The organism is Streptomyces sp. NPDC006372 (assembly GCF_040612515.1).
Taxonomy (GTDB): domain Bacteria; phylum Actinomycetota; class Actinomycetes; order Streptomycetales; family Streptomycetaceae; genus Streptomyces.
This window is the reverse complement of sequence record NZ_JBEXQJ010000053.1, coordinates 24,761-40,617: the sequence shown is the minus strand read 5'-3', so window position 1 is coordinate 40,617 and position 15,857 is coordinate 24,761. Positions and strand designations below refer to the sequence as shown.

Annotated in this window: 11 protein-coding genes; 7 read left to right on the top strand and 4 right to left on the bottom strand. The window is 70.5% G+C overall.

What is annotated here, in order from left to right; all coding sequences use genetic code 11:
* Positions 1-262: 262 nt before the first annotated feature.
* Both ABZ016_RS40310 and ABZ016_RS40305 read right to left on the bottom strand, forming a co-directional pair.
* A complete protein-coding gene (locus tag ABZ016_RS40310) occupies positions 263-1,609 on the bottom strand; it encodes an enolase C-terminal domain-like protein (RefSeq protein ID WP_356921744.1) in 1,347 nt (448 codons plus the stop codon).
* 26 nt (positions 1,610-1,635) lie between these two features.
* Complete coding sequence (locus ABZ016_RS40305; RefSeq protein WP_356921743.1) at positions 1,636-2,973, bottom strand: gluconate:H+ symporter; 1,338 nt, start codon at positions 2,971-2,973, stop codon at positions 1,636-1,638.
* 153 nt (positions 2,974-3,126) lie between these two features.
* On the opposite strand from ABZ016_RS40305, the gene ABZ016_RS40300 reads away from it, so the two are divergent.
* Entirely contained in the window at positions 3,127-3,915 is a 789-nt protein-coding gene (locus ABZ016_RS40300) for an IclR family transcriptional regulator (protein ID WP_356921742.1), read from the top strand.
* Positions 3,916-3,923: 8 nt separating this feature from the next.
* On the opposite strand, the gene ABZ016_RS40295 is transcribed toward ABZ016_RS40300, so the two are convergent.
* Positions 3,924-4,382, bottom strand: coding sequence for a PPOX class F420-dependent oxidoreductase (locus ABZ016_RS40295; protein WP_356921741.1), 459 nt, complete (start codon positions 4,380-4,382; stop codon positions 3,924-3,926).
* 178 nt (positions 4,383-4,560) lie between these two features.
* Between ABZ016_RS40295 and ABZ016_RS40290 the strand changes: the two genes are divergently transcribed.
* Positions 4,561-5,283, top strand: coding sequence for a helix-turn-helix transcriptional regulator (locus ABZ016_RS40290; protein ID WP_356921740.1), 723 nt, complete (start codon positions 4,561-4,563; stop codon positions 5,281-5,283).
* 19 nt (positions 5,284-5,302) lie between these two features.
* Here ABZ016_RS40290 and ABZ016_RS40285 read toward each other — a convergent pair whose 3' ends face one another.
* Complete coding sequence (locus tag ABZ016_RS40285; protein ID WP_356921739.1) at positions 5,303-6,328, bottom strand: ATP-dependent 6-phosphofructokinase; 1,026 nt, start codon at positions 6,326-6,328, stop codon at positions 5,303-5,305.
* Positions 6,329-6,562: 234 nt separating this feature from the next.
* Here ABZ016_RS40285 and pta point away from each other — a divergent pair, with 234 nt between their 5' ends.
* From pta to ABZ016_RS40260, 5 genes are all read left to right on the top strand, one after another.
* Entirely contained in the window at positions 6,563-8,665 is a 2,103-nt protein-coding gene (gene pta, locus ABZ016_RS40280; RefSeq protein WP_356921738.1) for a phosphate acetyltransferase, read from the top strand.
* Positions 8,662-9,879, top strand: coding sequence for an acetate kinase (locus ABZ016_RS40275; protein ID WP_356921737.1), 1,218 nt, complete (start codon positions 8,662-8,664; stop codon positions 9,877-9,879). Before pta ends, ABZ016_RS40275 begins: the two co-directional genes overlap by 4 nt.
* A gap of 74 nt (positions 9,880-9,953) precedes the next feature.
* Complete coding sequence (gene pyk, locus ABZ016_RS40270; RefSeq protein WP_356921736.1) at positions 9,954-11,381, top strand: pyruvate kinase; 1,428 nt, start codon at positions 9,954-9,956, stop codon at positions 11,379-11,381.
* A 393-nt stretch (positions 11,382-11,774) separates the two neighbouring features.
* Positions 11,775-15,494: a hypothetical protein gene (locus ABZ016_RS40265; RefSeq protein WP_356921735.1), complete on the top strand. Its 3,720-nt coding sequence runs from the start codon at positions 11,775-11,777 to the stop codon at positions 15,492-15,494.
* Positions 15,484-15,840 (top strand): hypothetical protein, encoded by a 357-nt coding sequence (locus ABZ016_RS40260; protein ID WP_356921734.1) that lies wholly within the window; start codon positions 15,484-15,486, stop codon positions 15,838-15,840. Before ABZ016_RS40265 ends, ABZ016_RS40260 begins: the two co-directional genes overlap by 11 nt.
* Positions 15,841-15,857 lie beyond the last annotated feature (17 nt).

Below are 15,857 nucleotides of genomic sequence, written 5' to 3'. Positions count from 1 at the left end.
GGTGGGTCCGCAACCCGGCGGAGCGGGGTGCCGCTGCGCCCACCCGTGCCGCCCCAGCGGCACGACTGCCCGCAGCTAGGGCGGCTCGCAGCCGCCGTGCCACGGAAGGGGACGTGTCGGGGGGTGTCCGCCCGCAGCGGTTGGCGCGTCAACGCCAGTCAGTCGGTGTGAGACCCCATCGCGCCGTTCCGAGGACGGACACCCCCCGGCGCGGCCCCGACCCACCACGCGGCCTCACGCGCTACGCGCACCCCCACGGCGGTCACCGCACCAAGCACGGACGCTTGGCGTCGAACTCCCACCCCGGAACCAGGTACCGCATCCCCGCCGCATCATCGCGCGCCCCCAACGCCTTCTCCCGGTACAGCTCGTGCGCAGCGAGAAGCCGGTCCTCGTCCAGCCGTACGCCCAGCCCCGGCGCGTCCGGCACCGCGATCTCTCCGCCGACGATGCGCGGCGGATCGACGGTCAGCCGCTCCAGCCCCTCCTGCCAGATCCAGTGCGTGTCCAGCGCGTTGTACTCCCCCGGCGCCGCCGCCCCGCAGTGGGTCACCATCGCCAGCGAGATGTCGAAGTGGTTGTTGGAGTGACACCCCCAGGTCAGCCCCATCGCGTTGCACAACTGCGCCACCCGCACCGACCCCTGCATGGTCCAGAAGTGCGGATCGGCCAGCGGGATGGACACCGACTGCAGTGCCAGCGCATGCGCCATCTGACGCCAGTCCGTCGCGATCATGTTCGTCGCCGTCGGCAACCCGGTCGCACGGCGGAACTCCGCGAGGATCTCCCGCCCGGAGTAACCCCCCTCCGCCCCACAGGGATCCTCCGCGTACGCCAGTGTCCCGACCAGCGGCCGGCACAACTCCACCGCCTCCCGCAGCGACCACGCCCCGTTCGGGTCGAGGGTGACCCGGGCCTCCGGGAACCGCTCCTTCAGCGCCCGCACGGCCCGCACCTCCTCCGCCCCCTCCAGCACACCCCCCTTGAGCTTGAAGTCCCGGAACCCGTACAGCTCGTACGCCGCCTCCCCCTGCCGGACGATCGCCTCCGGCGACAGCGCCTCCTCGTGCCGCACCCGGTACCACTCCACCGGTGAGTCGGGCTCCCGCACGTACTCCAGATCCGTCCGGTCCGGGTCACCCACGTAGAAGAGATAGCCCAGCACCCGCACCGAGTCCCGCTGTTGCCCGTCCCCCAGCAGCGCCGCCACCGGCACGTCGAGATGCTGCCCGAGCAGATCGAGCAGCGCCGACTCGACCGCGGTGACGGTGTGCACCGTCGTCCGCAGGTCGAAGGTCTGCGCACCCCGCCCCCCGGCGTCCCGGTCGGCGAACCGCTCGCCGATCTCCCGCAGCACCCGCTTGTAGTCGCCCACCTTCGCCCCGACGACCAGCCCCTCGGCGTCCCGCAGCGTCCGCGTGATCTTCTCCCCGCCGGGCACCTCGCCCAGGCCCGTACGCCCCTCGGAGTCCGTGAGAACCACGATGTTGCGGGTGAAGTACGGCCCGTGCGCGCCGGAGAGGTTCAGCTCCATGCTGTCCCGGCCGGCGACGGGGTAGACGGCGAACGCCGTAACGGTCGGCACCGTCGACTTGTGCCCGATGCTCATCGGATGTCCCTTCTCGAACACGTGATTCACAGACCAACGCCGTCGAGCACCCACTCGACCACCAGCACCCCGCCCAGCCCCAGCACGGCGAGCACCGTCGTGTAGGACGTACGGACCTTGATCGCCTCGATGACGGAGAGGTTGAAGTACTCCTTGAACAGCCAGAACCCGGGGTCGTTCACATGGGAGAACGCGATGGAGCCGCAGGCGACGGCCAGCACCATCACCTCCGGGTGCACCCCACTGCCCGCCAGGAGCGGCAGCGCCACCCCGGAGGCCGTGACGACGGCGACCGTGGCCGAGCCGAGCGCGATGCGCAGGATGACGGCGACGAGCCAGGCGAGGACGATCGGGGAGATGGACCAGCCGTCGGTGGCGTCCTTGATGTAGTCGGAGATCCCGCCTTCGACCAGCACGTTCTTGAAGGCCCCGCCCGCGCCGATCACCAGCAGGATCATCGCCATCGCCTGGGCCGCCGAGGTGCAGGAGGCGCCGACGTCGGCGAGGCTGCGGCCGATCCGCGGCCCGAACGCCCACACCGCCAGGCACAGGGTCAGCAGCAGCGCGATCGGCGCCGAGCCGACGAAGGCGACGACGTGCAGGAACGGGCTCTCACCGGAGGTGGCCATGTCGGTCACGGCGGCGGCCACGATCAGCACCACGGGGAACAGCGCCACGAACAGCGACCAGCCGAGCCCGGGCATCTCCTCCTCGGTGAACTCCCGTTCGCTGACCAGGCCCTTGGGGATGGCCGGCGTCAGCCGCGCGACGAACGGGAGCCGGGGCCAGGTGAGGGCGATGAGCGCCCCGGCGGGCACGGCGACGAACAGGCCGTAGAACAGCGTCAGTCCGACGGAGGCGTGGAAGGTCGCGGCGACGGCGGTGGGGCCGGGGTGCGGCGGCAGGAAGCTGTGCATGGTGGACAGGGCGATGGACATCGGCAGGCCGACCCACAGCAGCTTCGCCCCGGTGACCCTGACCAGGGTGAACGCGATGGGCACGATGATGATGAACGCGACCTCGTAGAACATGGTCACGCCGATCAGCATGGACGTGACCACCATGGCGACCTGGACCCAGCGCGGGCCGAAGGCGTCGAGGAGCTTGCCGGCTATCCGCTGCGCGGCGCCCGAGTCCCCCATCACACGGCCGACCATGGCGCCGAGCCCGATGGTCAGCATGGTGTCGCCGATCTGGTCCCCGATGCCCTCGGAGAGGACGTCCGGGATGGTCGCCACCGGAATGCCCTGGACCAGTGCCACCCCGACCGCCACGAGCAGCAGGGCGGCGAAGCCGTTCAGTCTGAGCCTGGTCATGAGGAGAAGCAGAATCAGGACACTGATCCCGACTACGAGCAGAGGCAAGGCAGTTCCCCTTTGAACTGGTGGGAGCTCATCCCTGTATGCAGATGTCGTCCACGTATGAAGATGGAGGCTAAGTGGGTGAACGCGCGGGGTCAATGGTCGTGCGATCACGGATTGCGGCGGACCGGATCGCCGCGGACCTACGATGAGCCCATGCAGGAGAGGAGAGGCGTCCGCGGCGTGAAGTCGGCGGCCCGGACCGTCGCGCTGCTGGAACTGCTCGCCGAGCGGGGCGAGGAGCCCTCCCGCCTCGACCAGCTCACGGAGGACCTGGGCGTGCCGCGCAGCAGCATGTACCAGCTGCTCCAGACGCTCGTCGACTCCGGCTGGGTCCGCACCGACACCACCGGCTCCCTCTACGGCATCGGCATCCGGGCGCTGCTCACCGGCACCGGCTACCTCGACGGGGACCGGCGCATCCGGCTGGTCCGCCCGTACCTGGACGAGGCGTCGGACGCGCTGGGCGAGACGATCCACCTGGCCCGGCTGGACGGCCGGGACGTCGTCTACCTCGCCACCCGGGAGTCGCACGAGTACCTGCGCACCCTCAGCCGGGTCGGCCGGCGCGTCCCGGCCCATGCCGGTGCGCTGGGCAAGGCGCTGCTCGCCGAGCGCACCGACGACGAACTACCCTTCGACGACGGCCCGTTGGCCGCCCTCACGGAGAACACGCACACCAGCCGGGCCGCCCTGCTCGCCGACCTGGCCGGGGTGCGCGAACGCGGCTACTCCGTCGACCGCGAGGAGACGGTGCCCGGCATCGCCGGCTTCGGTTTCCCCCTGCGCTACGACACCCCGGCCGTCGACGCCATCAGCTGTTCGATCCCGGTGGCCCGGCTGACCCCGGAGCACGAGGCCCGGGTCATCGCCGTGATGCGGGACACCCGGGCGAGGATCGAGTCCCGGCTGCCACCGGCGCCGGGAGGGCCCGACTGGCGCTGAGGATCAGTTCAGCCGGCGGCCCCCTCCGGCAGGACCCCCGCCCGGAACGGCTCCACACCTTCCAGCGTCCGCACCCGCGTCGGCTCGATCAGCAGCATCACCCGGCGCTCCCCGGGCAGCAGCCACGGGTACCGGTCCTCCCCGAGGTACTTGCGCGCGAGCCGGTCCATGCCCCGCTCCGCCTCCTCGCCCTCGACGAACCGGACGACCTTGCCCCGGATCTCCGCACGGTCGTAGGGGTTCTCGGGGTCATGGTGAGAGAGGGAAACGTACGGATTGCGCCGCAGGTTCTCCTCCTTCACCCGCCCGATCGAGGTGTTGACCATGACGTACTCCCCTTCGATGTCCGCCCACATGGGCGACACCTGAGGCGCACCGTCCGCACCCACCGTCGCGAGGTGCCAGAAGTTCGTCGCCAGCAGACGCTCGCGAATATGCCCGTTGAGCTTGCCGTTCACGTTTTTCACTGCCTTTCCGGACCCGCGTCCGCCGGGCCCGGCGCCATCCTCACCACCGTTCCCGCCCGGTTGACAAGACGATCTTCAGCCCCGGTCGAACCCGCGAGTAGCCGTAGCTTCCTACAATCCGTGATCCTGGCCGAACAGACCGTAGTCGCCGCGGTCCCACGCCCCTAGCTTGTGGCGCGTGCGCCGACCTTCACCCCGCCCGAGTGAACCGACCCCGCCCCCCACGCCGCCGCCCTTCAACGCCCCCGCCGCCCGCCGGCTGCGCGCCGCGCTCGGCATGACGCCCGACCACGTCGCCCACGACATGCGCGTCTCGTACGGACACCCGCACATCACCCCGGACCACGTCATCGCCTGGGAACGCGGGGCCGCGGCCCCGTCCGGAACCGAACTCACCGCCCTGGCGGGCGTCCTGTGGTGCTCGCCCGGCGAACTCATCGGCAGACCCCGCACCCTGCGCGAGCACCGCACCGCCCGCGGCCTCGCCCCCGAGGACGTCGCCCGGATCGTCGGGCACGAACTCCACGCGTACCTGCGCATGGAGGAGACCGACTCCTGGCGCGGCAGCGACCGGCAGTCCGCCGCCCTCGCCGATCTGCTCGGCCTCCGGCTGCCCGACTTCGTCACCGTCACCGGCCGGAACGCCAGACTCGGCGACCTGCTGCGCAGCGCCGTCACCACCCGCTGGCAGGCCTACGTACGCCCCGTGGCGAAGGTCGTGCCCCTGGACCGGCGGTTCCTGGAGAACGCCCTCCAGGAACTGCACCAGGACTACCAGGGGCACATGGCCGCCACCCTGAGCTGGGGCGGCGGCAGCAGCGCCGCCGGCGACTCCGCACGCGACTTCCTCGACCGGATCGTCGAGCACTTCTGGACGACGATCCAGGAGAGCCCGGCCTAGAACCCGGATGCCGCCCGGCTCAGAAGACCGACTCGGCCTCGTCCATCCGGTCCTTCGGCACGGTCTTCAGTTCGGTGACCGCCTCCGCGAGCGGCACCATGACGATGTCCGTCCCGCGTAGCGCCGTCATCCTGCCGAACTGCTCCTGGTGCGCCGCCTCCACCGCGTGCCAGCCGAAGCGCGTGGCGAGCACCCGGTCGTAGGCGGTCGGGGTACCGCCGCGCTGGACGTGGCCGAGAATGACCGGCTTGGCCTCCTTGCCGAGCCGTCGTTCCAGCTCGTGGGCGAGTGCCGTTCCGATGCCCAGGAAGCGCTCGTGGCCGAACTGGTCGATCTCGCCCTTGCCGTAGTCCATGGAGCCCTCGGCGGGGTGGGCCCCCTCGGCGACGCAGACGACCGCGAACTTCTTGCCGCGGGCGAAGCGCTCCTCGACCATCTTCACGAGGTCGGCCGGGTCGAACGGACGCTCCGGCAGACAGATCCCGTGCGCACCGGCCGCCATGCCGGACTCCAGCGCGATCCACCCGGCGTGGCGCCCCATGACCTCGACCACCATCACCCGCTGGTGGGACTCGGCGGTGGTCTTGAGGCGGTCCATCGCCTCGGTGGCGACGCCGACCGCCGTGTCGAAGCCGAAGGTGCGGTCCGTGGAGGAGATGTCGTTGTCGATCGTCTTCGGGACGCCCACGACCGGCAGGCCCGCGTCGGACAGCATGCGGGCCGCCGTCAGCGTGCCCTCGCCGCCGATCGGGATCAGTGCGTCGATGCCGAACTGGTGGATCATGTCGCTGGCGTTCTCGCAGGCCTCGCGGAGCCGGTCGCGCTCCAGCCGGGACGAGCCGAGGATGGTGCCGCCGCGGGCGAGGATGCCGCTGACCGCGTTCAGGTCGAGGTTGCGGTAGCGGCCGTCCAGCAGGCCCGCGTACCCGTCCTCGAAGCCGATGACCTCGTCGCCGTAGTTGTCGACCGCCCGGTGCACGACCGACCGGATCACGGCGTTCAGGCCGGGGCAGTCGCCGCCTGCGGTGAGGACTCCGATACGCATCGTGCTGTGTCTCCTGCTCGCTGTGGATACCGGTGAGCCTCCGCCGATTGTTTCACGCTCCACAGCCCGATGGGGCACCCCACTCTGACGGGCGCCTTATCCAGCGGCGGAGGTATTGTCAAGCTGGTTCTGCTCACCTCGGTGGGCGATTTTTCGACGTCCGGTAAGACGTCCGGTAACAAGACATCCCCCTGAGCAAGAAGACATTGCCCTGAGACGGAACGGAGAGCGCGCGTGACCCGCAGCGTGTACGTGACCGGCATCGACCGCGGTGACGGCCGCCAGGTCGTCGAACTGGGGGTCATGGAACTCCTCACCCGGCAGGTCGACCGGGTGGGTGTCTTCCGTCCCCTCGTCCACGACGGGCCCGACCGCCTCTTCGAGCTGCTGCGCGCCCGCTACCGGCTCGCCCAGGACCCCGCGACCGTCTACGGCATGGACTACCACGAGGCCTCCGCCCTCCAGGCCGAGGCCGGCACGGACGAGCTGGTGTCCACGCTCGTCGAGCGCTTCCACCTGGTCGCCCGGGACTACGACGTCGTCCTGGTCCTGGGCACCGACTTCGCCGACACCCAGCTCCCGGACGAGCTGTCGCTCAACGCCCGGCTGGCGAACGAGTTCGGCGCGTCCGTGATCCCGGTCGTGGGCGGCCGCAAGCAGACGGTCGAGTCCGCGCTCGCCGAGACGCGCAACGCCTACCGCGCCTACGACACCCTGGGCTGCGACGTCCTGGCCATGGTCACCAACCGGGTGGCCCGCGAGGACCGCGACGAGATCGCCCGCCAGCTCGACTCCCGGCTCCCCGTGCCCTGTTACGTACTGCCCGACGAGCCCGCGCTGTCCGCCCCGACCGTCTCGCAGATCAGCCACGCCCTCGGCGGCAAGGTGGTGCTCGGCGACGACTCGGGCCTGGCCCGGGACGTGCTCGGCTTCGTCTTCGGCGGCGCGATGCTGCCGAACTTCCTCGACGCCCTGACCCAGGGTTGCCTGGTCGTCACCCCGGGCGACCGGGCCGACCTGGTCGTCGGCTCGCTCGCCGCACACAGCGCCGGCACCCCGCCGATCGCGGGCGTGCTGCTCACCCTGGACGAGGTGCCCGGCGACCACATCCTCACCCTCGCCGACCGCCTCGCCCCCGGCACCCCGGTGCTGTCGGTGGCCGGCACCAGCTTCCCCACCGCCGAGCAGCTCTTCTCCCTGGAGGGGAAGCTGAACGCGGCCACCCCCCGCAAGGCGGAGCGGGCGCTCGGCCTGTTCGAGCGGTACGCCGACACCGCCGACCTGGCACACCGGGTCTCCGCGCCGAGCAGTGATCGCGTCACACCGATGATGTTCGAGCACAAGCTGCTGGAGCAGGCCCGCTCCGACCTGCGCCGCGTGGTGCTCCCCGAGGGCACCGAGGAGCGCGTGCTGCACGCCGCCGAGGTGCTGCTGCGCCGGGGCGTGTGCGAACTCACCCTGCTCGGCCCGGTCGACCGGATCCGCAAGAAGGCCGCCGATCTCGGCATCGACCTGGGCGAGTCCCAGCTGATCGACCCGGCCGCGTCCGACCTGCGCGACGCCTTCGCGGAGAAGTACGCGGCGCTGCGCGCCCACCGGGGCGTCACCGTGGAGCTGGCGTACGACGTCGTCTCGGACGTGAACTACTTCGGCACGCTGATGGTGCAGGAGGGTCTCGCCGACGGCATGGTCTCGGGCTCGGTGCACTCCACGGCCGCGACCATCCGCCCGGCCTTCGAGATCATCAAGACCAAGCCGGACGCCGACATCGTGTCGTCGGTGTTCTTCATGTGCCTCGCCGACAAGGTGCTCGTCTACGGCGACTGCGCGGTCAATCCCGATCCGAACGCCGAGCAGCTCGCGGACATCGCCATACAGTCGGCGACCACGGCCGAGCAGTTCGGCGTGGAGCCGCGGATCGCCATGCTGTCGTACTCCACGGGTACGTCCGGCTCCGGCGCCGACGTCGACAAGGTGCGCGAGGCCACCGGGATCGTCCGCAGGCGGCGGCCCGACCTGCGCATCGAGGGCCCGATCCAGTACGACGCCGCGGTGGAGCCGTCGGTCGCGGCGACCAAGCTGCCCGGCTCCGAGGTCGCCGGGCAGGCGAGCGTGCTGATCTTCCCGGATCTGAACACCGGCAACAACACCTACAAGGCCGTGCAGCGTTCGGCCGGCGCCATCGCCGTCGGCCCGGTGCTGCAGGGTCTGCGCAAGCCGGTCAACGACCTGTCCCGGGGCGCCCTCGTCCAGGACATCGTGAACACCGTCGCCATCACGGCGATCCAGGCCCAGTCCCCCGCCCCGTCCCCGAGCGAGAAGGCAACCGCCCAGTGAGCAGCCCGACCCGTGTCCTCGTCCTCAACTCCGGTTCCTCGTCACTGAAGTACCAGCTGCTCGACATGCGCGACGGCGACCGGCTGGCGGTGGGCCTGGTCGAGCGCATCGGCGAGCAGACCTCCCGGCTGAAGCACACTCCGGCCGGCGGCGAGAGCCGGGAGCGCGGCGGGGCGATCGCCGACCACGACGCCGCTCTGAAGGCCGTGGCCGAGGAGCTCGCGAAGGACGGCCTCGGCCTGGACTCGCCCGAACTGGCCGCGATCGGGCACCGGGTGGTGCACGGCGGCAAGTTCTTCACCGAGCCGACCGTCATCGACGACGCGGTGCTCGCCGAGATCGAGCGGCTCATCCCGGTGGCCCCGCTGCACAACCCGGCCAACCTCACCGGGATCCGTACCGCACAGGCGCTGCGGCCCGACCTGCCGCAGGTCGCCGTCTTCGACACCGCGTTCCACACCACGATGCCGGAGTCGGCCGCCCGCTACGCGATCGACGTGAAGACCGCCGACGAGCACCGCATCCGCCGCTACGGCTTCCACGGCACCTCGCACGCCTACGTCTCCCGGGCCACCGCCGAGCTACTGGGCAAGGACCCGGCCGAGACGAACGTGATCGTGCTGCACCTGGGCAACGGGGCGTCCGCCTCGGCCGTGCGGGGCGGTCGCTGTGTGGACACCTCCATGGGGCTGACGCCTTTGGAGGGGCTCGTGATGGGTACGCGCTCCGGAGACATGGACCCGGCCGTCATCTTCCATTTGATGCGTGTTGGTGGAATGTCCGCCGACGAGATCGACACTCTTCTCAACAAGAAGAGCGGTCTGATCGGTCTGTGCGGCGACAACGACATGCGGGAGATCCGCCGTCGCGTCGACGAGGGCGACGAGCAGGCGGAGCTGGCGTTCGACATCTACATTCACCGCCTGAAGAAGTACATCGGTGCCTATTACGCCGTACTCGGGCGGGTGGACGCGGTCGCCTTCACCGCCGGTGTGGGCGAGAACGCGGCTCCCGTGCGGGCGGCCGCCCTGGCGGGCCTGGAGGAGCTGGGCCTGGCGGTGGACGGCGAGCGCAACGCGCTGCGCGGCGACGAGGCGCGGCTGATCTCGCCCGAGGGCGCCCGGGTGGCGGTGGCGGTGGTACCTACTGACGAGGAATTGGAGATCGCGACGCAGACCTACGCGCTGGTAATTGGTTCGGGGAATCACACCTGAGCGGCAACCCGCCCTTTTGTATTTTCCGCCAGACGGAATATTCCGTTGCGAAACAAACCGATAGGATCGCCCCCATGCGCCGTTCGAAAATCGTCTGTACTCTCGGCCCCGCGGTCGACTCCCACGAGCAGCTTGTCGCGTTGATCGAAGCCGGCATGAACGTGGCCCGCTTCAACTTCAGCCACGGCTCGCACGCCGAGCACCAGGGCCGGTACGACCGGGTCCGTGCCGCCGCCAAGGAGACCGGCCGGGCCATCGGGGTCCTCGCCGACCTCCAGGGCCCGAAGATCCGTCTGGAGACCTTCGCCGAGGGTCCCGTGGAGCTGGTCCGCGGTGACGAGTTCACCATCACCACCGAGGACGTCCCGGGCGACAAGACGATCTGCGGGACGACCTACAAGGGCCTGCCCGGCGACGTGACCAAGGGCGACCAGGTCCTCATCAACGACGGCAACGTCGAGCTGAAGGTCACCGAGGTCGAGGGCCCCCGGGTGAGGACGATCGTCATCGAGGGCGGCGTCATCTCCGACCACAAGGGCATCAACCTGCCCGGCGCGGCCGTCAACGTGCCCGCGCTGTCCGAGAAGGACGTCGAGGACCTCCGCTTCGCCCTCCGCATGGGCTGCGACCTCGTCGCGCTGTCCTTCGTCCGCGACGCCAAGGACGTCCAGGACGTGCACCGCGTGATGGACGAGGAGGGCCGGCGCGTCCCGGTCATCGCCAAGGTGGAGAAGCCGCAGGCGGTGCAGAACATGGAGGACGTCGTGATGGCGTTCGACGGCGTGATGGTCGCCCGCGGTGACCTCGCCGTCGAGTACCCGCTCGAGAAGGTCCCGATGGTGCAGAAGCGCCTGATCGAGCTGTGCCGGCGCAACGCCAAGCCGGTGATCGTGGCGACCCAGATGATGGAGTCGATGATCACCAACTCCCGTCCGACCCGCGCCGAGGCCTCCGACGTGGCCAACGCGATCCTGGACGGCGCCGACGCGGTCATGCTGTCCGCCGAGTCGAGCGTGGGCGCGTACCCGGTCGAGACGGTCAAGACGATGTCGAAGATCGTCACCGCGGCCGAGCAGGAGCTGATGTCCAAGGGCCTGCAGCCGCTCGTCCCGGGCAAGAAGCCGCGCACACAGGGCGGTTCGGTGGCCCGTGCGGCCTGCGAGATCGCCGACTTCCTGGGCGGCCGCGGCCTGGTGGCCTTCACTCAGTCCGGCGACACCGCCCGCCGCCTGTCCCGCTACCGCGCACAGCAGCCGATCATCGCCTTCACCACCGACGAGGGCACCCGCAACCAGATGGCGCTGAGCTGGGGCGTCGAGCCGTACGTCGTGCCGTTCGTGAACAGCACCGACGAGATGGTCGACCTGGTGGAGCAGGAGCTGGTCAAGCTCAACCGCTTCAACGAGGGCGACATCGTGGTCATCACCGCCGGTTCGCCCCCCGGCGTCCCCGGCACCACCAACATGGTGCGCGTCCACCACCTGGGCGGCTCCGCCAACTGATCCACCCTTCCGGAAGGGCCTGAGTGCAGGCCCGTGTACGGCGCAGAGGGCGCCCCCTGTCACGCGGGGGGCGCCCTTGCTTGTGGGTGACGAAGTACACCTACCGGAAATCTGTTTCCTGTGTAACTCTTGTGAAGCCCTGGGGGAGAGGGTACGGGGGAAGTGTGCCTGACCAGCGCACAGGAGTCTCTGACCGGAGTGCGGACGTTCGCCGACGGAAGTAACCGTCGGCCGTCCGAACACGTCCGCCACCGCACACCCACACTCGCGCCCGCCTGCCTCCTGGGTCGAACATACGTCCAGTAGACAGGCGACAACATGCGAAGAGCCATGCGCTCACGGGGGTTAGCCGGCACCGCACTGGTGGCGGCATCAGCCGTACTGACAGGACTGGTGTACGCGACACCCGCCCGGGCGGACGATCCGCCGGCCGAGGACCCGGACGCCGGCCAGTTCCGGATCAGCCTCGGACAGGACGCCCGGATGAACCGGTGCGTGGCCGGTACGGCGCTGCACATCGGCGGCCCCGCCCTCAAGGCCGCCGCGGCCAAAGCCCTCAACGGGACCGACGCCGACCTCACCGCGGCCCTGGAAGGGCACCAGGTGGGCCTCGGCACGCTCGGCGACGCCCGCGGGAAGGACAACCAGGGCGTCATCGACTACCTGAGCCAGTCCAGGAAGCGCACGGAGCGCTGGGAGACGGCCAACAAGATCTACGCACAGACGGGCTGGGACTCGGGCACCGAGTACCACGCTCCCGAGTTCGACAAGGACGTCGTCGCCTTCACCCTCGGTCCGCAGCAGGACCTGTACAACCGGCTCGGCCAGGACGGCCGGAGCGTGCCCACCAAGAGCTCGGTCGACCAGGCGAAGAAGATCGCCGCCGAGATCAAGGGCCAGGACGACTGGAACGACTTCGCCGCCGACGAGATGTTCGGGGACACCGACGTCCGCGGCCCCTACAACTGGACCACCGCCAGCGACGTCGCCTCCTTCCTGCGCCACGGCGGCTTCGTCACCAAGCCGCTGGAGGAGGGCTCCGCCGAGTACCGCATGGAGGTCGAGTCCCTCAAGGTCGGCTGGGGCGGTTGTGACAGCTACAACCCCGTCGACGCCCGGCGGATCCTCACCCCGGTGGTCCTGACCGCCCATCAGGAGTGGGAGCAGGAGTACGCCGCTCAGGCCAAGCCGCGGACGACCATCATGGCCGCCGAGGCGACCGCTTCGGCCGAGGCCCGCAAGGCCACCGAGTCGATGATCGAGTCCATCGGACAGGCGTGGCTCGCAGAGCAGATCCTGCTCTGGCAGAAGTACTGGGCCGGTCAGCCCAAGGACAACATCCACCGGCCCAAGGCAGCGGTCTTCACCCAGGCCAAGACGGACCTCGCCAACGCGCAGAAGAAGGCCGCCGAGCAACTCGCCCTGGCCAACAAGTCCGTGGCCGTGGCCAAGACGGCCTCGGAGCAGGCCGGCACCGCGCAGAACGACGCCTACGCCATCGCGGACGCCGCCAAGACGCCGCGCGGCCGTGGCCTGCTGTACGCGCAGCAGTCGGTGCAGGCCGCCAAGGCCTCGTACGCCGCCGCCCAGGCGGCGGCGAAGGCCACCCAGACCGCGGTGAACGCCGCCAAGGCGACGGTCGCGGACAGCAAGGCCCTGTTCGCGCTGTCCAAGACCCAGGCACACGCCGTCAACACCGAGTTCCGCCGGATCGCCGCCCAGGAGGCGGCGGCCCAGGCGAAGGCGGCCAGGGTGTCGGCGGACGCGCTGGCGAAGGACGCCGCGGCCAACGCCACGAAGGCGAAGAACGCGCAGGCCACCGCCGAGCAGGCGGAGGAGACGGCCCGCGTGGCGGCGGAGACCGCCAAGACGCAGCGCGCCAAGGCCGAGCACGAAAAGGCCGTCGCCGCGAAGGAGCGCAAGACCGCGGCCGGCGAACGCGCCAAGGCGCAGGCTGCCGAGCAGCGCGCGGCCGACGAGCGCGAGACGGCCGGGCAGGCCCGCACCAAGGCGGAGAACGCAGCCAGTACGGCCGACGAGCAGCTCTCCGTGGCGCTCCTCGCCGAGGGCAAGGCCGCCGCCGCGCGTGAGAAGGCCGAGGAGGCGGAGCGCAACAAGAAGGCCACCGCCGCCCGAGCCGCCGCCCTGGAGTCGGCCGCCGCCGCGGCCGTCGGCACCAGCGCCGCGGGCGAGACCCGGCAGGCCGCCAGTGAGGCCCGAGCCGCCGCCGACGAGGCGGCCGGCGCGGCCACACGGGCGAACACCGCCGCCGGCGAGGCGAGCACCGCGGCGCAGAACGCCCGCGCCGCCGCCACCCGTGCCGACGCCGCGGCGCAGCGCTCGCGCGCGGCCGCCGACAAGGCGTGGTCTGCCTACCAGACGGCCGTCGCGGCCGGAGCGACCGCGCACGCCGCGGCCGCCGAGGCCATCGACGCCTCCGATGCCGCCTCCGCAGACGCCGCCAAGGCCGAGCAGGAGGCCAAAAAGGCCCAGGCCGCTTCCCTCAAGGCGAACCAGGAAGCGAAAGCGGCCGGCGCCGAGGCCGCCAAGACCAGCGCCTGGGCGGCCGTGACCGCCGGACACGCGTACGCAGCCGGCCAGGCGGCCTCCGCGGCCCGTGACTCGGCCGCCGAGGTGATCAAGCCCGCCAACCAGGCCATCGCCATCGGGACTCCGTACAAGGAAACCGACATCTCGGCCGCGTTCGCGGTGCTCGTCGGCCAGGCCTCCAAGCCGATCGCGGAGCGGCAGGCCGCCGCGGCCGCCGCCAAGGCCAAGGAGGCCGACAAGGCCGCCGCCGACGCCAAGGCGCTGGCCGAGAAGGCCGCCGGTGACGCCAAGCTCGCCGCACAGGCGGCAGCGGCGGCGGCAGCCGACGCGGCAGCCGCGCTCAAGTCCGCCTCCGCCGCCCGGGCTTCGGCTGCTGAGGCCGCCAAGGCCGCCGAGGCGGCCAAGAAGGCCGACGCCAGGACCAGCGAGTACGTCGCCCAAGCGGGCACGGACTGGTTCTACGCCGACAGCGCCGCCCGTGACGCCTCGAGCGAGGCCACGGCGGCGAACAACGAGGCCACCGAGGCCGAGAAGAGCGCCACGAACGCCCGCGCCTCCGCCGACGCCGCCACCCGCGACGCAGGCGCCGCCGACTCCGCGGCCACCCAGGCCGAGAAGGACGCGGACACCGCGGAGCAGTCCGCCGCCAACGCCAACGAGGACGCGAAGGCGGCCGACGCGGCGGCCGACCGCGCCGAGAAGGAGTTCCTCGAGGAGCAGGAGAAAGCCCGCCAGGCCGCGATGGAGGGTCCCAAGCCCGAGACCGGGCCGGACCTCACCCAGGACGAGGAGGCCCTGCTCCTCGCCCAGTGCGGCCAGACCTGCGTGGACGAGTTCCGCGAGGCCAAGCAACTCCTGGCCATGGACGTCATGGACTGGGTGGTCGCCAACGGCGGCCAGATCATCCTCGACGAGCTGGGCTACAACGACGCCAAGAAGTGCTTCACCAAGCGCGACGTCGAAGGCTGCCTCTGGACTCTGGTCAACGTCATCCTCGTCGGCACGGCGGTCACCAAGATTCCGGCGGTCGGCAAGGCGATCTACCGGGTCGGCAAGGGCATCCACTCCTTCTGGGAGGGCCTGGACAAGGCCAAGGACACCCTGGACCGGTTGCGCACGGTCGTGGACCGGGTCAAGAAGGGCCAGAGCGCCGTAGCGTGCCTCGTTCCGTTCGCCGGAGGCGCTGCCGCCCAGCGGGCCGCGTTCCACGGAGCCTCCGCGAAGTCAGGGGCACTCGCCGTCGCCTCCGCCGGGAAGCCGAAGATCTGTGTGACCTCGGCGCTCGGCAAGAACAGCAGGCTCGCCAAGCTCGCCGAGAAGTCCACGAAGAACCAGGACGTGCAGCGCGAGATGAACCAGCTGATCAACAAGCTCATGGACGGCAACGACCAGCCGGGCAGGGGTTCCAAGGCGCTGTCGCACGGCATCCGCTACCTTCGGAGCGACAAGGGCGCCCGGCTCTTCTTCCGCGAGGTCGACGGCGGCTTCGAGATCATCGGTAAGTCCGACAAGCCGAACGAGCCGCACGTCATCAAGGAGTTGCTGAAGATCTATGGCTCATGAGCCGCTGGTGACCGTGGAGACGGCCGACTTCTCCGTCACCTATGTACTCGGCCTGGAGGACGACGCCGACACCGTCGAGGACGTCGACGCGGTCATCCGCGCCCATGACGGCAAGGGGTGGACCGCGAGCTTCATGACCCCTCGGAAGATCGCAGAGGTGATGGACCGCTGGTCCACCACCGGCGAGTGTGCCAACGGCCTGTACCTCCAGATCCCCGACCTCGTGATCGTCCGTGAAGGCGGCCTGGACGCCATGACCAGAGCCCTGGTCGACCTTTTCGGCGAGTACGGCATGGACACCAACGTCCTGCCGCGCTTCGAGGACGATGAGGACGAGGACGACTGAGCTGGAAAACGCAGCTG